Raw genomic sequence first — 20904 nt, forward strand, 5'->3', positions numbered from 1 at the left:
CAGGGGTCAAAATATCTGCAGGCTGATACAGGCCATTGTTACTCCAGCGTAAAGAGTTTTTTGGAAGCAGGTAGGCCAGTCCTTTTTTCTGGAACGCCCTGTCAGGTAGCCGCACTATACCGATTTCTAGGGAGAGAATATGACGGGCTGATCACCTTTGATTTTATTTGCCATGGAGTCAGCTCTCCGGAGATTTTTAAAAAATATCTCCGGAAAACAGCAGGTACACAGGAGGTGGAACGGGTAGAGTTTCGAAATAAGGCGTTGGGATGGCGGGAGTTCTCTATGCGCATTTCCTTTCAAAGCGGAGAGGTGTATGCAAGATCCATGAAAAAGGATGTATACCTGCAGTCTTTCCTCAGAAACCTAAATCTCCGTCCATCTTGTTTCTTTTGCAGATTCAGAGAAAAGAACAGGATTAGTGATTTTACGGGGGGCGATTTCTGGGGATGTGAATATCTTGCAGAGAAATGGCGGGATGATCGAGGGTATTCGGTTGTGATCGTGCACAGTAAAAAGGGGGAAAAGCTTCTGGAGAAAATCTGGCCTCTGGGCTGCTGGGACGAAATCAGGATAGATGACGTGACAACATATAACAGCAGTTATACAGTTTCCCCCTGGGATCTGTATTCTAGGAATCTTTTTTTCAAGTATACCGGTCGGTATTCTCTGGAAAAAAGCATAGAAATGGCTTCTAAAAATGGAATCCGAAAGAAGGCAGGAAGAAAATGGTTAAAGTGGAAAATGATGAACAGAAAAAAATCAAAAGAAACAATTCTATAGATATGATTAAACTAGTCTGCGCCTGCCTGGTTGTGTCTATTCATATCAAACCGCTCTTTGATCTGTCGGAGAGTGCGGGGATCTTTCTGACAGAAATACTTTCCAGAATTGCGGTCCCTTTTTTCTTTGCGGTGTCAGGCTATTTTTTCGCGTCTAAATGGAAAGGCGAAAAAAGGTATCTGGGAAAAGCAGTCTGTGGTCTAATGAGATACTATGCCGTTTTTTCTGTTTTTTATATATTATGGGATGCTTTAAAAGGAAGCTATGCTGATTTCAGCGCAGCGGAATTGGCAAAGCTTTTGATCCAGCGGATTCTATTTTATGGCGCTTACTACCACTTATGGTATTTCCCCAGTGCGATTGCATCTCTGTGTGTGCTATATATATGTGAAAAGAGAAAAATATGGAAATATGTGGCGGCTGTCTCCCTGCTTTTCTTTGCAGGGGGAGCGTTGACCTACACATGGAATGTGGCGGCTGTCAGTCTGCTTCCTGTCCTGGAAACACTGGAGGAAAATTTTTATTTTGATTATCTGCGGCGTTTTCTATGCGATGCTATACCTTTTACTATGATGGGTGCCGTAATCTGGCACACTCAAATACAGTGGCAGACAGTCAAAAGAAGCAGGTCTTTGCTATGCTGCCCATGGTGGCTTGTTGTGAATACAGCTGAAACAGGTCTGGCTCTCTTTATAGGAGCAGATAGAGGAACAACGCTCTCTTTCTCCCTTATGCCTCTTGTATGTACGATCTTGATGCTTGCGTTGCAAAGACCTGCCTGTAAATGGGAAAGAGTAGGGAGCTTTTGCAGGGAGACGTCCATTGTTGTCTATGGCATGCACCCGCTGCTTTTGGAAATAATCTGGAAGCTGATGCCTGCCGCCTGGAATGTTGGAGAGACGGCTGTTTTCAGCCTTGTATTGACGGTATGTCTGGTTTTATCTTTCTGCCTTTGGCATGTAGAGCAAAGGAGGTGTGAGAATTGAGGGAAAAGGATGAACTGATTCTACAGATAAAAGAAATTGTAGAATATATAAAAAAATATAAAAGAGTTGTTTTACTGTGGATTGTTCTGGCAAGTATAACAGGAGGAATCATAGCCGGATTTATGACACAGAAAGTATATTATTCTTCAGCAGAAATCTATGTGCGACCTATCCGGGCAGATGGAGAAATCCTTTCGGATGATTTGAATGCCAGCCAGCAGCTTACACAGGATTTTATTGAGATTATGCAAAGTAGATCGGTGTTGGAGAATGTGATTACAGACATGGGTATGGAAGATATTCTTAACGCCAAGGCGCTTCAGGACTTGATCTATGTGTCGTCAGATTATCAGAGCAGAATCGTTCACATTTTGGTGGCTGGAACGGAGCCATCCCAGACACAGCAGATTGCAGAAAAACTCTGCTTTCATGCGGTAGAAAAGGCTGAGGAGGCGACAGGTGTGCCGTGGGCTGTCGTCTCTGACAAACCCAATTTGCCCCGTAGACAAGCCTACCCTGTTTTGTGGCGGTCTGTCCTTCAGTCTGTTGCTTTGTCCGCCGCTTTGCTGTTTTTCTTTCTTATTATCGTTACATCTGGCCAGAGAAAAATTAATGATAAGGGAGATGTCCAAAGATATCTGGACATCTCTGTGCTGGGAGTGATTCCTGACTATTCCTTAAAGGGATAAAGTCCATAGTCGAAAATGTGGACATGTTCATATCTGCCGCTGTTCAGAAAGACAGCGGCCATTGTCCCTGTACAGTTTCCGCCTACCAGTGATGTGCATCTGGAGAGGAGAGTGATAGAAGAAAGGTACTCAAGTCCGGATAAATAGTCATCATTTTCTCTTTGGAAATGTACATCTTTTATATATTGAATGGAGTTGTCGCTATAATAGATATCATCATAATATTTTCTTTTATTTTCAAGTATTTTACCAGGAAATGCTGCTGCAAAGGCGTCTCGTATTTTTCTTTCCTCTGTGGCTAGATAGATGGCATCATAAGGTGTATTCTTCATATGCTCTTGGCAATAGGAAATCACTTCTTGGACGGAAGGCTGAACCGGATGGCCAGGCGGATGAAGAGAGGTGTAGTCTGTCCCCCTACAGATGATTCCCAGCACTCGTTTGTAGGGGGATATAAGAGAGCGGTATTCTTCTTGAATATAAGAGTATGTACTCGTGTTGAAGCACATACACTGGTTGTATATCTTTCCCCAGAGCTTTATCATTTCCGGATTATATATATCTTCAAAATGGGGCTGGAAGGAAGCACTGCGTCGAGGGCAGATTTCCTCCTGACATGGGATAGTCGGTTCTATATGGAAAGGCTGCTCGAAATACCAAGTCCACTGGATTTGAGAGGATTTTGAGTGATTGATTTCTATAGAGGGCAGGAACCCACTGCGCAGGCAGAAGATGACAAGCGACAGGACATTATTAAGGTAGCAGAAGTTGAAATATTCATACTCGTACTCTCCTTCGCAAATGCGCATAACTTTCTGGTATTTTTGACTGATATCAGAGGCAAAGTTTTCCGGAAGAGAGACAACATAATTTCTGTATTTAACAGAGTCAAATTTTGTGAACAGGTATTGAAGATTTGGATATATTTTCTTTTGATATAATTCGATTAATTTCATTATTAAAGATTTCCTTTTCAATATTTTCTGTTTTGTTATCTATTATTATATAGGATAAAAGACAGTATAACAAGCATAACAGACATTAGAATGTGTGAAGAGCAGGAGGATTTTATGATTAGAAAAATTAGAAAGAAGAAAAACAAGCTTTGGATATATAGCAGAATTTTATACCTGACAGTAATCGTTGGCGTCTGTATCTGGATTTATCTATCGCAATATCAGCTGGTTGTAGAGAAGTATACAGTTATTTCACCCAAGATTCAAGAGACTATCCGAGTCGTACAGCTCTCAGATCTGCACAATCGAAGCTTTGGAAAAGATAATGAGAAGCTGATTAAAATGGTAGAGGAGCTGACTCCGGACATCATCTGTATGACAGGAGATATGCTCAACAGGAACGAAGAGTCTCTGGATGTTGTTGAAAATCTTGTTAAACAGTTATCTGATATGGCACCAGTCTATTTCTCTTATGGGAACCATGAAGAAGACTATGAAGATTATTATCAGACATCCATACGAGACAAAATAGAAAAAGCAGGAGCAACTGTATTAGACAATGAATTTATAGAGACAGTGATTGGCAATACAATGATAAATATAGGCGGAGCGTCCCAATATGGTATGATCGAACCGAGGGGCGACGGAGATGAATATCAGTTTTTAAAGCAGTATGAAGAATCAGATGATTTTAAACTCCTTTTGTGTCACATACCAGCAGGCATGCTTCTATGGAGAGGCCTGGAGCTGTGGAATGTTGATCTGGTCCTTTCCGGACATGAACATGGAGGACAGATTATCGTTCCGGGAATAGGTGGGCTTTACAGTCAGGATGAAGGTTTCTTTCCTGAATATACAGAGGGAATATTTACAGAAAACGGCCATACATTGATCTTGTCCAGGGGACTGGGAAGTGGAAATATAGTTCCAAGAATTAATAATACATCGGAAATCGTCTGTATAAATCTTGAGCCATCAGCATAGCAGGGTCAGCCCTTTCTGTGAAGCCGAATATATTTTTCCTGCTCCTGGTCGGAACTATCCTGCTGCCCATTTCTTTTTGAAGCGGCAGCACAGACAAAACACAAGAAAAGAAATATAAAAAAGAGAAATAATAAAACAGTAAATAAAACAACCATATTTACCCCTTCTTTCTCATCTTATTATTTAGGCAAGTTCAAGGATTATTAAAATTATAAACTGAAAAGACAGTATTATTCAAAAGAAATGCGTGTATTGATTCAAAAGAATAATGTGTTGTATAGCAATAGTGAATTATATTTATTATATTATAACACGTAATATGTATACTGGCAACTGCAATATCATCTATTATTACAAGTTATCGGAAATTGTTATTGACATCAATTGTATGATTGTATACAATTATACAAGAATAATCTAAAGGAGAGATGACACATGCAGGACAGGAAGGTTTACCTTGATGAACACACAAATCTGCTTCAGCTTGAGGAGCATATGTATCCCCTCGTGGACGTAAAAGAGCCGAACGTATTCAGAAATCTTTTCCACTACGACGAGATACCGAAGATTGCATTTAACGACAGGATCGTGCCCCACAGCATGCCGGACGAGATCTGGATCACAGACACCACGTTCCGCGACGGACAGCAGTCCAGGGCGCCCTACAGCACGAAGCAGATCGTGGACATTTACGACTATTTTCACAGGCTGGGCGGGCCGAAGGGCAAGATCCGCCAGTGCGAATTTTTCCTGTACAGCAAAAAGGACAGGGACGCCGTGTACCAGTGTATGGAGAAGGGCTACCAGTTTCCGGAGATCACGAGCTGGATCCGGGCCAGCAAGAAGGATTTTGAGCTGGTGAAGGAGATCGGCATGAAGGAGACGGGTATCCTTGTGAGCTGCTCGGACTACCATATTTTCTATAAGCTGAAAATGACGAGAAGGCAGGCCATGGAGCACTATCTCTCCGTTATAAGGGAGTGTCTGGAGACCGGCGTCAGCCCCAGGTGTCATCTGGAGGACATCACCAGGTCAGACATTTACGGGTTTGTCATTCCCTTCTGCCTGGAGCTCATGAACCTGATGAAGGAGTACCAGATCCCGGTGAAGATCCGCGTCTGCGACACGATGGGATATGGCGTCAACTACCCCGGAGCCGTGATCCCAAGGTCCATCCCGGGCATCATTTACGGGCTTAGGGTCCACGCGGGCGTGCCCAGCGAGCTCATTGAGTTCCACGGACACAATGATTTTTACAAGGCGGTCAGCAATTCCTCCACAGCCTGGCTCTACGGGGCAAGCGGCGTGAACTGCTCCATCTTCGGCATCGGGGAGAGGACAGGAAACACGCCTCTTGAGGCCATGGTCTTTGAGTACGCCCAGCTGAGGGGTACCCTGGACGGCATGGACACCACCGTGATCACAGAGCTGGCCGAATATTACGAGAAGGAGATCGGTTACCACATTCCCTCCAGAACGCCCTTTGTGGGAAAGAATTTTAACGTCACGAGAGCCGGCATCCACGCGGACGGCCTTTTGAAGAACGAGGAGATCTACAATATATTTGACACGGACAAATTCCTGAACAGACCGCCCCTTGTGGCTGTGTCCAACACCTCCGGGCTGGCGGGCATTGCCCACTGGATCAACACCTACTTCCATCTGCCGGAGGGGAAACAGGTGGACAAAAACACAGAGCTTGTGTCTATCGTCAAGGACTGGGTAGACCAGGAGTACGAGAGCGGACGCGTCACGGTGCTGACAGACGAGGAGCTCTTAAAGGTCATTGACGACGCGTGCCGCAGGACAGGCGTGACGCTGACAGCGCAGGAGGACTAAAGGCAATGGAAGAGTACCAGGACCAATCTCTCCGGGGAAGGGTGTTCCGCAGACTGCGGGAGGACATCCTCTCCGGTGTCTACAAGGAAAATGATGAGCTCCGGGAGGCCGCCATCGGGGAGGAGCTGGGGGTCAGCAGGACTCCGGTGCGGGAGGCGCTGCGCCAGCTGGAGCTGGAGGGCCTTGTGTCCATCATCCCCAACAAGGGAGCCTACGTGACCGGCATTTCCCTGAAGGACGTGCACGATATTTACATGATCCGGTCCATGCTGGAGGGACTCTGCGCCAGATGGGCCACCAGGTATATCACGGAGGAGCAGATCGAGGAGCTGGAGGAGGTGATCCTTCTGTCTGAGTTCCATCTGAAGAGAAAGAGTGCGGACAAAAAGGGTGCAGAAAAGGCACAGCAGGTGTCAGAGCTGGACGGAAAATTCCACAAGGTCTTGTATCACGCCTCCAATAGTCGTATACTGGAACATGTACTGTCAGATTTTCACAAATATGTGAAGATGGCCAGGACCATGTCCGTGGAGGAGGAGAGCCGGGCTGAGAAATCCATCGAGGAGCACCGCTCTATCCTGGAGGCCATCAAGTCCAGAGACGAGGATCTGGCAGAGCGACTTGCCAACGAACACATCATGAAGGTGATGAAAAATCTTCATATAGAAGAATAAAAACGCTGATCCAAATAATTTATTTAAAGAAAAGGAGAATACGAACATGGAAAAGATCAAGATGACCACCCCGATCGTGGAGATGGACGGAGACGAGATGACAAGAATCCTCTGGAAGATGATCAAAGAGCATCTTCTGGAGCCGTTTATCGAGCTCAACACAGAGTACTATGATCTGGGACTGGAGCACCGCAACGAGACCAATGACCAGGTGACCATTGACTCCGCCAACGCCACAAAGAAATACAAGGTGGCAGTGAAATGCGCCACCATTACTCCCAATGCGGCCCGCATGACTGAGTATGATCTGAAGGAGATGTGGAAGAGCCCCAACGGAACGATCCGTGCCATCCTGGACGGGACTGTGTTCCGGGCGCCCATCGTTGTGAAGGGGATCGAGCCCTGTGTGAAGAACTGGAAGAAGCCCATCACCATCGCAAGGCACGCCTACGGGGATGTGTACAAGGGAACTGAGATGAAGATCCCGGGAGCCGGCAAGGTGGAGCTCGTCTACACAGCTGAGGACGGACACGAGGAGAGAGAGCTTGTGCACAGCTTCACAGGGGCGGGTATCGTGCAGGGTATGCACAATGTCAACGACTCCATCGCAAGCTTTGCAAGGAGCTGCTTCAACTATGCCCTGGATACAAAGCAGGATCTGTGGTTTGCCACAAAGGACACCATCTCCAAGAAGTATGACCACACATTCAAGGACATTTTCCAGGAGATCTACGATAAAGAGTACGCCGAGAGGTTCGAGAAGGCGGGCATCGTATACTTCTACACCCTCATCGACGACGCGGTGGCCCGCGTCATGAAATCCGAGGGAGGCTACATCTGGGCCTGCAAGAACTACGACGGAGATGTCATGAGCGACATGGTGTCCTCCGCCTTCGGCTCCCTGGCCATGATGACCTCTGTTCTCGTATCCCCGGAGGGCTATTACGAGTACGAGGCGGCTCACGGGACTGTGCAGCGCCACTACTACAAGTACCTGAAGGGCGAGGAGACATCCACCAACTCTGTGGCAACCATCTTCGCCTGGACCGGCGCCCTGAGAAAGCGCGGCGAGCTGGACGGCAACAAGGAGCTGATGGCCTTTGCGGACAAGCTGGAGAAGGCCACCATCGACACCATCGAGGAAGGAAAAATGACAAAGGACCTGGCGCTGATCACCACAATGGAGAACCCCACTGTGCTCAACAGCGAAGAATTTATTCTGGCAATTGCAGAAAAACTGGCGTAGTTTAATTGCAGACGTAATACTTTGCAAAAGTATTACGTCTGCAATTAACGTAACTGGTGCGCAATTGTGCCGGGATGCCGGCACAATTACTGCTACTGCGGCCCTTCCGGGAATATTCACCTATATTATCAGTACAACAGGGGATATTTTGAAAGATATTGATACGATTGAAATGGCGCTGGGCGAGTTTGCATGTCCCGGCGTCAATTTTACATAGATTTAACATAAATTCGGATTACAAATTCATGAAAACCATTTATAATAGGGAAGAATATGTATTATAAAAAGGACAGGAATGTATGCGAATGAAAAAATGGAGACGTATGACAGCAATTACAGCGATTGCGGCGGCAGCGGGTGCGGCCTGCCTTCTAGGAGCCTGCAGCGGCAGCGAGCCGGCGGATGGTGGCGACAGGCAGGCTGAGGAGCTGACAGCCCTCGGACAGATCAAGGTGATCACCAGAGAGAGCGGGTCCGGCACCCGCAGCAGCCTTGCCCAGGCCCTGGGCCTTAACGAGGAGGGCGTGGACGACAGGGACTATATTCTGGAGACGGCAAAGACTGCGACCTCCGGCCAGGATGTGATCGCGGCGGTGGGAAGCGATAAGAGCGCCATCGGCTATGTGAGCTGGGGCACAGATATTTCCGGGGACGACAGCGTGAAGGAGCTGGCGGTGGACGGCGTGAAGGCGGACGACCAGACTATTGAGAGCGGTAAGTACCCGCTGGACCGGACCCTCTACCTTGCCAGTGCGGACGATCAGAATGCGCTGAAGGAGGATTTCCTGACTTTTGTGACAGGAAAGGGACAGGAAATCGTGGGAGAGTTCTTTGTACCTGCCGGGGAGGGAAAGGATGTGTTCCTCTCCTCGCAGCCGGCCGGGACACTTCGGATCCACGGATCCACCAGTCTGGCTCCGGTGATGGAGGCGCTGGCTGAGGCCTACGAGGAGGCAAACCCGGGCGCGGACATCCAGGTGACGGCATCAGACTCCTCCCAGGGGATCACAGACACCCTGACAGGAGACTGCGATATGGCTATGGTTTCCAGAGAGCTGTATGATTACGAGAAAAATGTGCTGGATCCGGTCCCGGTGGCAAAGGACGGCATCCGGATCATCGTGCAGGCGTCCAATCCCCTTGACGACCTGAGCGCGGACATGCTGGCGGACATCTACAGAGGCGACATTGCCGAGTGGGCAGATACAAAGGAATAATAAAAGAGGAGGATACGATGGAGAAAGAAAAGGCAAAAAAACAGGTGTTTATGAACAGAGAGCTGTCCTGGCTGAAATTCAACGAGCGGGTGCTTGAGGAGGCGGAGGACGAGCGGGTGCCCCTGTGCGAGCGGCTCAGCTTTGCGTCCATCTACCAGAGCAACCTGGATGAATTTTTCATGGTCCGCGTGGGCTCCCTGCAGGACCAGATGCTGCTGGGAAAAAAGATCCGGGACAATAAGACCCATATGACCTCGGCGGAGCAGATCAGAGAGATCCTGAAAAAAGTGCGTGAGCTCAGCGGGAGAAGGGACAGGGCCTACAACACCCTGATGGAGAAGTTGGAGCCCTGCGGTGTGCGGCTGACAGATTTTGGCCGTCTCTCCGAGGAGGAGAAGGACAGCCTGTCCAGATTTTTCCAGATGGAGATCGCCCCCCTGATCTCCCCCACAGTGGTTGGAAAGAGACAGCCCTTCCCCTTCCTGCGCAACAAGGAGATCTACGCGGTGGCTGTCCTTGAGACGAAGAACAAAAAGGAGAGACTTGGCATTATCCCCTGCACCAACACCATGGTGGAGAGGCTGATCCCAGTGCGGGGGCAGGAGGGCTGTTACATGCTGGCAGAAGAGCTGATCCTCCACTATATTCCCAGAGTGTTCGACGGCTACCAGATCAAGGCCAAATCTCTGATCCGTGTAACAAGGAATGCGGACATTGACGCGGACGCCCTCTACGATGAGGACCTGGACTACCGGGAGTTCATGGCAGACCTGATCAAGAGGAGAAAAAAGCTCTCCCCGGTCCGCCTGGAGCTCTCCAGGGAGATGGATGGGGATGTGGTGGAGACACTCTGCAAATATCTGGATCTGGACTCTACCCACGTGTTCCGGAGCCAGGCGCCCCTGGATCTGTCCTTCCTCTTCCAGATACAGGACATCCTGCGGAAAAATCCGGAGCTCTTCTTTGAGAAGAGAGTGCCTCAGAAATCCCCCGCCTTCCAGGAGGGAAGAAGCCTCATAGAGCAGATCAAGGAGGAGGACAAGATGCTGTCCTATCCCTATGAGTCCATCCGGCCCTTCCTCCGCCTGCTCAGCGAGGCGGCTGAGGACGAGAACGTCATCTCCATTAAAATGACCCTCTACCGTCTGGCAAAGCAGAGCAAGGTGGTTGAGGCTCTCATAGAGGCGGCTGAGAACGGAAAAGAGGTCGTGGTCCTTGTGGAGCTGCGTGCACGCTTTGACGAGGAAAACAATATCGAGTGGTCCAGACGGCTTGAGGCGGCCGGCTGCCAGGTAATCTACGGTTTGGAGGGCTACAAGGTCCACTCCAAGCTCTGCCTGATCACCAGAAAGGCTGAGGGCCGGGTAGAGTACATCACCCAGATCGGAACCGGAAACTACAATGAGAAGACGTCCCGCCTCTACACGGATCTGTCGCTCATGACAGCAAATGTGGATATCGGGCTGGAGGCGTCAGCTGTGTTCCAGGCTCTTTCCAAGGGCGAGGTGGTGGAGAAGTCCGATAAGCTCCTGGTGGCGCCCAAGTGCCTCCAGAACAGAGTGCTGGATATGATCGACGGGGAGATCAGCCGGGCTCAGAACGGGGAGGAAGCCTACATCGGGCTGAAGCTGAACTCCCTGACAGACAAGAAGATCATCGACAAGCTGATCGAGGCCTCCTGTGCCGGCGTGAAGATCGACATGATCATCCGGGGCATTGCCTGTCTCATCCCAGGCGTGGAGGGCAGCACGGAGAACATCCGGATCATCAGTATTGTGGGCAGATTTCTGGAGCACTCCAGGATCTACATCTTTGGAAGGGGCCAGCGGGCAAAGTACTACATCGCCTCTGCGGACTTTATGACGAGAAACACGGTGCGCAGAGTGGAGGTGGCTGCCCCTGTCCTCCAGGAGGACTTAAAGGAGCGCCTGCAGTCCATTTTTGACACTATGCTGAGAGACAATCAGAAGGCCAGGGAGGCCTGCAGCGACGGGGAGTACAGACATGTGGCCCAGAAGGAGGGGGAGGAGCCCCTGAACGCCCAGGAGTATTTTTACCAGGAGGCCTACGAGAAGGCGGGGAAGGCATAAAATCGGAAAAGCATAAAATCGGAAAGCGCATAACATAGAGAGAAAAGGTGTTGAGAAGCATGATATGGAAGATGGGAGAGAGGCTGGAAAAAATGGACGAGGAGGCGTGGAGGCTGGAGCAGTGCCCCGCGGTCTTCCTCACCGACTCCCGGAACTCCAGGCGGGTTCTCGACCTGTCCGGCATCCAGTATGAAAATGATATCCAGCTGGGACAGATCGGCTTCTGCAAGCTGGAGACACAGCAGGAGTGCCTGGTTGGGACCCTGTGTATCCCCAAGCTGTTGGATGTGCTGGGAAGCCGCTACCGGATCTATTTTTTCATCAACCAGAATCATGTGGTGCTGGTGGACGACGAGGATTTCTCCATGCGGCTGATCCGCAGGATCAAGAGCAAAAAGGCTCACCAGGGAGAGACAAAGGAGCGGTTTATCTACAATTACATTGCCGAGTTCATGAGCAGGGACCAGGAGCTGCTGATGCAGTACGAGAAGACGCTGATGCACATGGAGGAGGACGCCATGCAGGGGAAGATCGAGAATTTCCAGCAGGAGCTGATGCCCATCAGGAGAAAGCTTCTGAACCTGCGCAGCTATTACGACGAGATGATGGATATGGGGAGAGAGCTGGAGGAAAATGAGAACGGCTTTTTCGCCAAAAAGCAGCTCAAATACTTCGGGACACTCTCAGACCGGGCAGACCGACTCATGAGCCGCACCTCCCACCTGCTGGAGTACGCCCAGCAGGTGCGGGACGTGTACCAGGCTCAGGTGGATGCAAGGCAGAACAGCAACATGCAGTTCCTCACCGTCCTGTCCACCATCTTCTTTCCGCTGACTTTGATCACGGGCTGGTACGGCATGAATTTTAAGGATATGCCTGAGCTGCAGAACGGCTATCCCGGGGTTATCGTGCTGAGCCTGATCGTCATCATTGTCTGTATTCTGATCTTCAAGAAGAAGAAAATATTATAGAGAAAAAATGCCATAAAATATGCGCCTGCATTACAAAAGAGGGAGGAGCCTGCCTTACGCAAGCTCCTCCCATTTTTCGTACAGCTCCTCCAGCCGGGCGGCTATGTCCGCCTTTTCCTTTGCCAGCTCCTGGCATTTCACAGAGTTGGTGTACACCTCCTCTGTGGCCATGAGCTCGTCAATCTGTGCGTCCCGCTCCTCCAGACTGGTGATCAGATCCTCTGTCTTCTTCAGGTCGTTCTGTCTTTTGCGCTCCCTGGCCTGGGCCTCCTTTTGCTCCTGCCAGCTCAGCTTGGCCTCGGACACTGTCTCAGCGGGTGCGGCTTTCCCGGTCTTCGCTGAAGCGGGTGCGGAAGAGGAGGACGCGTAGGCGGCGGTCAGCTCCTCCCGCTTTTCCAGGTAGTAATCGTAGTTGCCGATGTAGTTCACAAAGGTGTGGTTCACCAGCTCCAGGATGCGGGTGGCCGTCTGGTTGATAAAATACCGGTCGTGGGATACATAGAGGACCGTGCCGGTATAATTGTTCAGGGCGTTTTCCAGTATCTCCTTTGAGGCGATGTCCAGATGGTTGGTGGGCTCGTCCAGGATCAGGAAATTGGCCTCTGAGAGCATCAGCTTTGCCAGGGATACCCGGCCCCGCTCGCCTCCGCTTAAATCTCCGATCCGCTTGAACACATCGTCCCCCGTGAAGAGGAAAGCGGCCAGCATGTTGCGGATCTGGGTGCCCGTCAGATCCGGGTAGTCGTCCGAGATCTCCTCGAACACAGTCTTCTCCATGTGGAGCACGTGGTGCTCCTGGTCGTAGTAGCCCACGTGGACGTTGGCCCCCAGGGTGAAGCTGCCGCTGTCTGCGGGGAGCACGTCGTTCAGGATCTTGAGGAGAGTGGTCTTTCCCGTCCCGTTGTCGCCGATGACGGCCACGTGCTCGCCCCGGCGGATGTCGAAGCTGACATCAGTGAAGAGCGTCTGATCCGGGAAGGCTTTGCTCAGGTGTTCTACCGAGAGAACATCGTTTCCGCTGACACAGGAGGGCTCCAGCGTCAGGTGGATGTCTGTCTTCAGCTCCGCCGGCTTCTCGATCCGCTCCATCTTGTCCAGCATTTTCTCCCGGCTCTCCGCCCGCTTGATGGACTTTTCACGGTTGAAGGAGCGGAGCTTCTCGATGACCGCCTCCTGGTGGCGGATCTCCAGCTGCTGGTTCATGTACTCCTTCAGGCGTGCCTCCCGGACCTGCTTTTTCTTCTCCGCGTAGGCGGAGTAGTTGCCCATGTAGGTGGTCAGCTTCCCCTGCTCGATCTCGACCACCTTTGTCACTACCCGGTTCAGAAAATACCGGTCATGGGACACGATGAGCACAGCCCCGGGGTAGTTCAGAAGATAGGTCTCCAGCCAGGAGATGGAGTTTAAGTCCAGGTGGTTGGTGGGCTCGTCAAGGAGCAGCACATCCGGTCTGGTGAGGAGCAGCTTCCCCAGGGAGACCCGGGTCTTCTGTCCTCCGGAGAGGGTGTCCACAGCCTTGGAGAAATCCTCCTCCCCAAAGCCCAGTCCCTTCAGAACGCCGGTGATCTCGCTCTCGTAGGCGTAGCCGTTCTCCCGCTCAAACTGCTCCGTCAGCCGGTGATAGGTGTTCAGCCGCTCTGTCAGGGCATCCCCCTGGAGGGAGGGCAGCTCCTCCTCGATCTGCCGGATCTCCCTCTCGATGGCGATGATCTGCGCCTTGGCGGTCTTCACCTCCTCGTAGATCGTGTTTCCCCCTGTCAGGTCCTGGTGCTGGGCCAGATAGCCCAGGGTGCGGCCCTTTGCCAGGGTGACTGAGCCGCCGTCCAGAGGCAGCTCCCCCACGATCATCTTGAGGATGGTGGATTTCCCGGCCCCATTGCTTCCCACCAGGGCTGCCTTCTCGTGGTCTTCTATATGGAAAGAGCCGTCGCGCACGATGACCTCCTCCCCAAATGATTTTTCTATATTGTGACATGCCAGTATCATGGTGTACCTCCTGCGTAAAAACCGTGCATTTTAAAGCCTTAACTATTATATCGGGGAACCTGCGGCGTGTCAATTTCCAGAAGGCTGTCAGCGCTGATTTGAGGAACTTTTGAGAACAATAAATTGACTTTATTGTAACAATTCTATATAATAAAATCTGAGAAACTGAAATGGAAGGTGGATAAAGTGGAAGGCAGAGAAATTTCGCAGGCAGTCATACGTAGACTTCCAAGATATTACCGCTATTTAGGGGAGCTGCTGGAGAACGGCGTGGAGCGCATTTCCTCCAACGACCTGAGCAAGAAAATGCATGTGACAGCATCCCAGATACGGCAGGATCTGAACAACTTCGGCGGCTTTGGCCAGCAGGGGTATGGATATAATGTAAAATATCTCTACACAGAGATAGGAAAGATACTTGGCCTGGAGGAGGATCATGACATGGTCATCATCGGGGCCGGTAATCTGGGACATGCGCTGGCGAACTATGCGGCGTTTGAAAAACGGGGATTTGTGCTCAAGGGTATCTTTGATGTCAATCCCACACTGAAGGGGATGACGATCCGGGGCGTGCCCATCCATATGATGGACGAGCTGGAGGACTTTGTTAAGAACAATGACATAGAGATCGGTATTCTGACGATCCCGAAGGCAAAGGCGATTGAGGTTGCCAACCAGTTGGTGTCGTACGGAGTGAAGGCGATATGGAACTTCGCACATACGGATCTGAATCTTCCGGATGATGTGATCGTTGAAAATGTCCACCTGTCAGAGAGCCTGATGCGGCTGTCCTACAATATCAGCCGTTACAAAGAGGAACAGAAAAAATCAGAGAAGTAACAGGACTTTGAGACGTGTAAAGCCGGCGTGTGTGAGACAGGCCTTCTTTACACGTCTTTTGCGTTGCCGTGGACCTGTCTGAGCGCAGCAGGACGGCGGCTTCAAAAACAAACCTGCCTGTGGCGCAGGGAAAGGGAGGGTGATTTTATGCTATTTCTGCCAGACGGAAGACAGATGAAGGCGGCGGACAGCTATACCATACGGGAGAAAAAGATCCCGTCGCTGATCCTGATGGAGCGTGCGGCCCGCACGTTTGTGGAGACGGTCATGGACAGAGGCTTTGACCTGTCCTGCGTGTGCGTGGTGTGCGGCTCCGGCAACAACGGGGGAGACGGCTTTGCCATCGCAAGGCTGCTGCTTGAGAAGGGGGCCGGAGTGACTGCGGTGATGGTGGGAAATCCGGACCACTGCACAGAGGAGACAAAGAGGCAGATCGAGCTTTTCAAGGAGGCCGGAGGCGTCCTGGGAAACTCTTTCGAAGAAGGAGAATATAGTATACTGATAGACGCCATTTTCGGAGCCGGCTTAAGCCGCCGGGTGGAGGGGAGCTATCTCGCCTGTATCCAGGCTATGAACCGGTCCGGAGGCGTGAAGATCGCGGTGGATGTTCCCTCCGGCGTCTCCACCACCAACGGGGAAGTGGCCACGAGCGCTTTTAAGGCGGATCTGACAGTGACCTTCCAGTGCGCCAAGCTGGGATGTACCCTGGATCCCGGCCGGGATTACGCCGGGGAGTTGGTCGTGAGGGATATCGGTGTCGATACCTCGGGCCTGGAGGGAGACAGCAAGGTGGCCTACGCCCTGGAGGAGAAGGACGCGGGGAGCATGCTTCCCAGGAGACGGCCCGACTCCCACAAGGGGGATTACGGGAAAGCCCTTATCATAGCCGGGAGCCAGGGCATGGCGGGGGCCGCTTATCTGGCAGCCCTGGCAGCCTACAGGACAGGGGCGGGGCTTGTGCAGATCTACACGCCGGAGGACAACCGGACCATCCTGCAGACCCTGCTGCCGGAGGCCATCATCCGCTGCTATGACTTCTTTGACGAGAGGGAGCTCCTAAGGCTCCTTAGCTGGGCGGACGTAGTCAGCATCGGGTCCGGACTTGGCACAAGTGACAAGGCAAGGCGCATCCTGCAGACTACGCTGGAGAACGTGCAGGTTCCCTGCGTGGTGGATGCGGACGGCCTGAACCTGCTGGCGGAGCACACCCGCTATCTGGGAAAGCTGCCCCACGAAAATTTCGTATTCACGCCCCACATGAAGGAAATGTCAAGAGTCACAAGAAGGCCGGTGGAGGAGCTGAAGAGGAACCGATTGGATGTGCTGGCCCAGTTCACGGGAGAGTACCGTGTCACCTGTGTGCTGAAGGACGCCAGGACCTGCGTGTGCAGGCAGGGGGAGCACCCCTTTGTGAACCTGTCCGGCAACGCGGCGATGGCAAAGGCCGGAAGCGGCGATGTGCTGGCGGGAGTCATCACAGGGCTCCTGGCCCAGGGGATGTCCTGCTTTGACAGCGCGGTTCTGGGCGTATACCTGCACGGGCTTGCGGGGGACGCGGCCCGGGAGGAGAAGGGCATATACAGTGTGCTGGCAAGAGATCTGGCAGACGCGGTAGGGACGGTATTGAAAAGACTGGAGGAATAGAGCATGAAGAAATACACCAGGATCTGTGCCAGGATCGACCTGGATGCGATCGAGTACAATCTGGAGATGATGAGAAGGAGACTCCCTTCTGACACGAAGATGATCGGCGTCATCAAGATGGACGGCTACGGCCACGGGGCGGCCCAGATCGCGAAGTACGTTATGGAGGAGAAGAACTACATCTGGGGCTACGCGGCCGCCACGCCCGACGAGGCGGCGCTGCTCAGGAAGAAGGGGATACAAAAGCCCATCCTTGTGCTGGGGTGCACCTTCCCGGAGCAAAGAGACGAGATGATCCGGCAGGAGATCCGCATGACCTGCTACACGGAGGAGATGGCCCGGGACGTCTCCGAGAGGGCCGGAAGGCTGGGAAAGACCGCTTACATCCACATCAAGCTGGACACCGGTATGTCCAGACTGGGCTTTCTCATCAGCGAGGAGAGCGCGGACGCCATTGCCCGGGCTGCCGGACTTCCCGGCATTGAGGCGGAGGGGATGTTTACCCACTTCTCCAAGGCAGATGAGACGGATAAAGCATTTACCCGGGGCCAGATGGAGAAATACCTGTGGATGAAGGCCCGGCTTGCGGACAGGGGCGTTGCGTTTAAACTGTGCCACTGCTCCAACAGCGCCGGCATCATCGACATGCCGGAGGCGGCCATGGATCTTGTCCGGGCAGGCATCGCCATGTATGGGCTGTACCCCTCCGGGGAGGTGCAAAAGGAACTGGTGCCCTTAAAGCCCGCCATGGAGCTCATAAGCCATGTGTCCCACGTCAAATGGGTGGAGCCGGGAACCTTCGTCAGCTACGGGGGAACCTATGTCACAGAACGGAGGACAAAGATCGTCACAGTGCCTGTGGGATACGGGGACGGCTATCCAAGAAGCCTGTCAGGTAAAGGATATGTGCTGATACATGGGAAAAAAGCCCCCATCCTGGGGCGGGTGTGCATGGATCAGTTTATGGTGGACGCAACAGATATAGAGGACGTACAGTTTGGCGACCGGATCATCCTGGCGGGGGAGGAGAAGGGCACAGGGGTCTCCATAGACACCCTGGCAGATCTGTCCGGCAGGTTTAATTACGAGTTTGTCTGCGATATCAGCAAACGCGTGCCCAGAGAGTACATCCGGAATGGTCAGGTCGCAGAGCAGATGGACTATTTTGAATAGCATCCACGCACGATTTGGAATACATCCGAGAAAGCTGGCAATACTATCAGTATCTTGAGTAAATCGGAGTGTGACAAAAAGTGCAGGTAAAACGCGGTGATATTTATTATGCAGATTTAAGCCCTGTAGTGGGGTCTGAGCAGGGCGGCGTGCGCCCGGTGCTGATCATTCAGAACAATATCGGGAACAGGCACAGCCCCACAGTCATCTGCGCGGCCATCACATCCCGCATGAATAAGGCAAAGCTGCCCACCCATGTGGAGATCGATGCTAGCAGATACAGGATTGTAAAGAACTCTGTCATTTTGCTGGAGCAGATCCGCACCATCGACAAGCGGAGGCTGAAGGACATGGTCTGCCACCTGGACAGGGAACTGATGGATAAAGTAGATGAAGCGCTCAAGGTCAGCTTTGAGCTTCATACATAGATACAAAAAAGGAGCGATAGAGGAGAGATTATGGAAGAAGGAAGCTTGTTTCAGAGGATGAAACAGATGTTTCAGGAGGATGAGGACCTGAGGGAAAAGCCCGAGCTCGGCCAGGAGGCCACAGAGCTCATCCGAAATATTTTCCGGTACATGGACAAGGACGCCAGGGACATCATGACCCACAGAAGAGACATTGTGGCCATTGACGGGGAGGAGACATTGGAGGATGCGCTGAAGTTCATGCTGGAGGAGAACCACTCCCGATTTCCCATTTACCACGAGGATATTGACGAGATCATCGGCACCATGCATCTGCGGGAGGCCATGGTCTGCTACATGAACGAGGAGCTGCGCGAAAAGCCGGTCAGAGAGTTGAAGGAGTACATACGCCCGGTCACCTTCATACCGGAGTCCAAGAGCATTGACACTCTCTTCAAGGAGATGCAGGCGAAAAAGAAGCACGTGGTCATCGTGCTGGACGAGTACGGCCAGACATCAGGGCTTGTGGCTATGGAGGATATCCTGGAGGAGATCATGGGCAATATCCTGGACGAGTACGACGAAGAGGAGGAGACCATCGTCAGACAGGCTGACGGCTCTGTGACGGCCAGCGGCTTTACGGACCTGGAGGATCTGGAGGAGATGCTGGGCATTTCCATGGACACAGAGGAATATGAGACTCTAAACGGCTTCCTGACAGGGCAGCTTGACCGGATCCCCGGGGAGGATGAGCACTGCGTGGTGGAGTTCGGGGGCTACAGATTTACCGTGCTGAAGGTGGACAACAACGCTATCCAGTCAGTCAGGATTGAAAAAATGGGCGGGGAGTGATAGAATAGAAAAAGTGTGAATATAGAAGATACAAGGAGAGAGGAAAATGTCAGGACATTCAAAATTTGCCAATATCAAGCATAAGAAAGAGAAAAATGACGCGGCAAAAGGAAAGATCTTTACAAAGATAGGGAAAGAGCTTGTGGTTGCCATCAAGGAGGGAGGCAGCGCGGACCCGGCCAACAACAGCAGGCTGCGTGACGTAATCGCCAAGGCGAAGGCCAACAATATGCCCAACGACACCATCGAGAGAAATATAAAGAAGGCGGCGGGCGACGCGGACGCCTCCAACTACGAGCACATTACATACGAGGGATACGGCCCCGGAGGAACGGCCATCATCGTGGAGACGCTGACGGACAACAAGAACCGCACCGCCTCCAATGTGAAGAGCGCCTTTACAAAGGGAAGCGGAAATGTGGGAACCCCGGGCTGTGTGTCCTTCATGTTTGACAGGAAAGGACAGATCCTGGTGGCCAAGGAGGAGTACGAGGGGGATCCGGACGAGCTGATGATGCAGGCTCTGGACGCAGGCGCCGAGGACTTTGCCGAGGAGGAGGACAGCTACGAGATCATCACAGACCCGGATGACTTCAGCAACGTGCGCCTTGCTCTGGAGGAGGCAGGCATCCCCATGGCTCAGGCGGAGGTGACCATGATCCCCCAGACATGGGTGGAGCTCTCTGACGAGAAGGATATCCAGAACATCCAGAAGACGCTGGATCTGCTGGACGACGATGACGACGTGCAGAACGTCTACCACAACTGGGATATGTAGGCGGGATATGCTATGGAATTGGAAGCATTACAGCAGAAGCTGATCGATTTGTTTGTGGAAATGCAGGATTACCGCCAGTTTTTTAAGAGAAAGCTCTATGCGGATGCTTTTATGAAATGCTGGGAGAAGAACCGGGAGCTGGTGGCAGCCCTGAGCGAGGCCTGCGAACAGGCTGAGGACGAGGAGAAGACGGTGGAGGCGCTGGCAGGCGCTATCCCGGACTACGCCCACAGGCAGATCGAGGCGGTAAAGAGCAAGAATAAAAGAGAAGGCCTGATGATCGACTACAATATGGCCATGGTCACCTTTGTCATGCCTGTGCTGGGCTACGACAAAAATGAGCACTGCAGCCGGATCATCGACCGGATGGTGGAGCGGTGGAACGAGCCGCCGGTGACCATGAAGATCAGCCGGTCTGATTTTGAGAGCCTGAAGGACGGCTTTAAGTCCCATCCCTGCTATATCACCACCGCCGTCTGTGCCAGCAGGAACCAGGGGGACAACTGCTATGAGCTGAACCTCCTGCGGGATTACAGGGATCACTACCTGATTTCCACGAAGGAGGGGGAGCGGATCGTGGAGGAGTACTACAATGTAGCCCCCACTATCGTCAACCGCATTAACAAAGAGGCGGATGCGTCCCGGATATACGACGACATCTACAGCTCCTATCTGCGGCGCTGCATTGAACTGATCCAGGCGGACAGGCTGGAGGAGTGCAGGGAAGTGTACGCGTCCATGGTGGAGGATCTGGAGAAAAAATATTTGTTCTCATAAACGAGCAGGAAA

Annotated in this window: 19 protein-coding genes; 17 read left to right on the plus strand and 2 right to left on the minus strand. The window is 52.0% G+C overall.

What is annotated here, in order from left to right; genetic code table 11:
* The 3 genes from NI21_RS0103340 to NI21_RS0103350 all read left to right on the plus strand — a co-directional run.
* Positions 1-783: Coenzyme F420 hydrogenase/dehydrogenase, beta subunit C-terminal domain (locus NI21_RS0103340; RefSeq protein WP_052083869.1), on the plus strand; the 783-nt coding region annotated here is incomplete at its 5' end.
* A complete protein-coding gene (locus tag NI21_RS0103345; RefSeq protein ID WP_081957953.1) occupies positions 729-1769 on the plus strand; it encodes an acyltransferase family protein in 1041 nt (346 codons plus the stop codon). The genes NI21_RS0103340 and NI21_RS0103345, both read left to right, overlap by 55 nt.
* Entirely contained in the window at positions 1766-2458 is a 693-nt protein-coding gene (locus tag NI21_RS0103350) for a YveK family protein (protein WP_033124838.1), read from the plus strand. Before NI21_RS0103345 ends, NI21_RS0103350 begins: the two co-directional genes overlap by 4 nt.
* Here the strand turns inward: NI21_RS0103350 and NI21_RS0103355 are convergent.
* Complete coding sequence (locus NI21_RS0103355) at positions 2440-3414, minus strand: hypothetical protein (protein ID WP_033124839.1); 975 nt, start codon at positions 3412-3414, stop codon at positions 2440-2442. The genes NI21_RS0103350 and NI21_RS0103355 overlap by 19 nt on opposite strands.
* 114 nt (positions 3415-3528) lie before the next feature.
* On the opposite strand from NI21_RS0103355, the gene NI21_RS0103360 reads away from it, so the two are divergent.
* The 7 genes from NI21_RS0103360 (at position 3529) to NI21_RS0103390 (ending at position 12435) form a co-directional block, all read left to right on the plus strand.
* Positions 3529-4398, plus strand: coding sequence for a metallophosphoesterase (locus NI21_RS0103360; RefSeq protein ID WP_033124840.1), 870 nt, complete (start codon positions 3529-3531; stop codon positions 4396-4398).
* A 435-nt stretch (positions 4399-4833) separates the two neighbouring features.
* Positions 4834-6237, plus strand: coding sequence for a 2-isopropylmalate synthase (locus tag NI21_RS0103365; RefSeq protein ID WP_033124841.1), 1404 nt, complete (start codon positions 4834-4836; stop codon positions 6235-6237).
* Between the two features lie 5 nt (positions 6238-6242).
* Positions 6243-6911 (plus strand): GntR family transcriptional regulator, encoded by a 669-nt coding sequence (locus NI21_RS0103370; RefSeq protein WP_033124842.1) that lies wholly within the window; start codon positions 6243-6245, stop codon positions 6909-6911.
* 46 nt (positions 6912-6957) lie between these two features.
* Entirely contained in the window at positions 6958-8157 is a 1200-nt protein-coding gene (locus NI21_RS0103375) for an NADP-dependent isocitrate dehydrogenase (RefSeq protein WP_033124843.1), read from the plus strand.
* Between the two features lie 305 nt (positions 8158-8462).
* Positions 8463-9374, plus strand: coding sequence for a substrate-binding domain-containing protein (locus tag NI21_RS0103380; protein ID WP_052083871.1), 912 nt, complete (start codon positions 8463-8465; stop codon positions 9372-9374).
* Positions 9353-11464, plus strand: coding sequence for a polyphosphate kinase 1 (ppk1, locus tag NI21_RS0103385; protein ID WP_330635873.1), 2112 nt, complete (start codon positions 9353-9355; stop codon positions 11462-11464). Before NI21_RS0103380 ends, ppk1 begins: the two co-directional genes overlap by 22 nt.
* A 59-nt stretch (positions 11465-11523) precedes the next feature.
* Positions 11524-12435, plus strand: a complete 912-nt coding sequence (locus tag NI21_RS0103390; protein WP_033124845.1) for a CorA family divalent cation transporter — start codon at positions 11524-11526, stop codon at positions 12433-12435.
* A gap of 54 nt (positions 12436-12489) precedes the next feature.
* On the opposite strand, the gene NI21_RS0103395 is transcribed toward NI21_RS0103390, so the two are convergent.
* Positions 12490-14421, minus strand: coding sequence for an ABC-F family ATP-binding cassette domain-containing protein (locus tag NI21_RS0103395; RefSeq protein ID WP_033124846.1), 1932 nt, complete (start codon positions 14419-14421; stop codon positions 12490-12492).
* 186 nt (positions 14422-14607) lie between these two features.
* On the opposite strand from NI21_RS0103395, the gene NI21_RS0103400 reads away from it, so the two are divergent.
* The 7 genes from NI21_RS0103400 to NI21_RS0103430 all read left to right on the plus strand — a co-directional run bounded on the left by NI21_RS0103400 (position 14608) and on the right by NI21_RS0103430 (position 20892).
* Entirely contained in the window at positions 14608-15261 is a 654-nt protein-coding gene (locus tag NI21_RS0103400; protein WP_033124847.1) for a redox-sensing transcriptional repressor Rex, read from the plus strand.
* 147 nt (positions 15262-15408) lie between these two features.
* On the plus strand, positions 15409-16905 hold the full coding sequence (locus tag NI21_RS0103405; protein ID WP_033124848.1) for a bifunctional ADP-dependent NAD(P)H-hydrate dehydratase/NAD(P)H-hydrate epimerase: 1497 nt from the start codon (positions 15409-15411) through the stop codon (positions 16903-16905).
* Positions 16906-16908: 3 nt separating this feature from the next.
* Positions 16909-18078, plus strand: coding sequence for an alanine racemase (gene alr, locus NI21_RS0103410; protein WP_033124849.1), 1170 nt, complete (start codon positions 16909-16911; stop codon positions 18076-18078).
* A gap of 80 nt (positions 18079-18158) precedes the next feature.
* Positions 18159-18506: a type II toxin-antitoxin system PemK/MazF family toxin gene (locus NI21_RS0103415; RefSeq protein ID WP_033124850.1), complete on the plus strand. Its 348-nt coding sequence runs from the start codon at positions 18159-18161 to the stop codon at positions 18504-18506.
* Between the two features lie 30 nt (positions 18507-18536).
* Positions 18537-19337, plus strand: a complete 801-nt coding sequence (locus NI21_RS0103420) for a hemolysin family protein (protein ID WP_033124851.1) — start codon at positions 18537-18539, stop codon at positions 19335-19337.
* Between the two features lie 46 nt (positions 19338-19383).
* A complete protein-coding gene (locus tag NI21_RS0103425) occupies positions 19384-20115 on the plus strand; it encodes a YebC/PmpR family DNA-binding transcriptional regulator (RefSeq protein ID WP_033124852.1) in 732 nt (243 codons plus the stop codon).
* A 12-nt stretch (positions 20116-20127) separates the two neighbouring features.
* Positions 20128-20892, plus strand: coding sequence for a CFI-box-CTERM domain-containing protein (locus NI21_RS0103430; protein ID WP_052083874.1), 765 nt, complete (start codon positions 20128-20130; stop codon positions 20890-20892).
* The last annotated feature ends 12 nt before the right edge of the window (positions 20893-20904 follow it).

The sequence above is a fragment of the Eubacterium sp. ER2 genome (genome assembly GCF_000765215.1).
GTDB lineage: Bacteria > Bacillota > Clostridia > Lachnospirales > Lachnospiraceae > Claveliimonas > Claveliimonas intestinigallinarum.

Bases quoted from the DNA above. Each gene is read 5' to 3' on its own strand.
- NI21_RS0103430 (WP_052083874.1), top strand. From the start codon at position 20,128: ATGGAATTGGAAGCATTACAGCAGAAGCTGATCGATTTGTTTGTGGAA.
- NI21_RS0103390 (WP_033124845.1), top strand. From the start codon at position 11,524: ATGATATGGAAGATGGGAGAGAGGCTGGAAAAAATGGACGAGGAGGCG.
- NI21_RS0103365 (WP_033124841.1), top strand. From the start codon at position 4,834: ATGCAGGACAGGAAGGTTTACCTTGATGAACACACAAATCTGCTTCAG.
- NI21_RS0103370 (WP_033124842.1), top strand. From the start codon at position 6,243: ATGGAAGAGTACCAGGACCAATCTCTCCGGGGAAGGGTGTTCCGCAGA.
- NI21_RS0103380 (WP_052083871.1), top strand. From the start codon at position 8,463: ATGAAAAAATGGAGACGTATGACAGCAATTACAGCGATTGCGGCGGCA.
- NI21_RS0103405 (WP_033124848.1), top strand. From the start codon at position 15,409: ATGCTATTTCTGCCAGACGGAAGACAGATGAAGGCGGCGGACAGCTAT.
- alr (WP_033124849.1), top strand. From the start codon at position 16,909: ATGAAGAAATACACCAGGATCTGTGCCAGGATCGACCTGGATGCGATC.
- NI21_RS0103355 (WP_033124839.1), bottom strand. From the start codon at position 3,414: ATGAAATTAATCGAATTATATCAAAAGAAAATATATCCAAATCTTCAA.
- NI21_RS0103425 (WP_033124852.1), top strand. From the start codon at position 19,384: ATGTCAGGACATTCAAAATTTGCCAATATCAAGCATAAGAAAGAGAAA.
- NI21_RS0103360 (WP_033124840.1), top strand. From the start codon at position 3,529: ATGATTAGAAAAATTAGAAAGAAGAAAAACAAGCTTTGGATATATAGC.
- NI21_RS0103420 (WP_033124851.1), top strand. From the start codon at position 18,537: ATGGAAGAAGGAAGCTTGTTTCAGAGGATGAAACAGATGTTTCAGGAG.
- NI21_RS0103345 (WP_081957953.1), top strand. From the start codon at position 729: ATGGTTAAAGTGGAAAATGATGAACAGAAAAAAATCAAAAGAAACAAT.
- NI21_RS0103395 (WP_033124846.1), bottom strand. From the start codon at position 14,421: ATGATACTGGCATGTCACAATATAGAAAAATCATTTGGGGAGGAGGTC.
- NI21_RS0103375 (WP_033124843.1), top strand. From the start codon at position 6,958: ATGGAAAAGATCAAGATGACCACCCCGATCGTGGAGATGGACGGAGAC.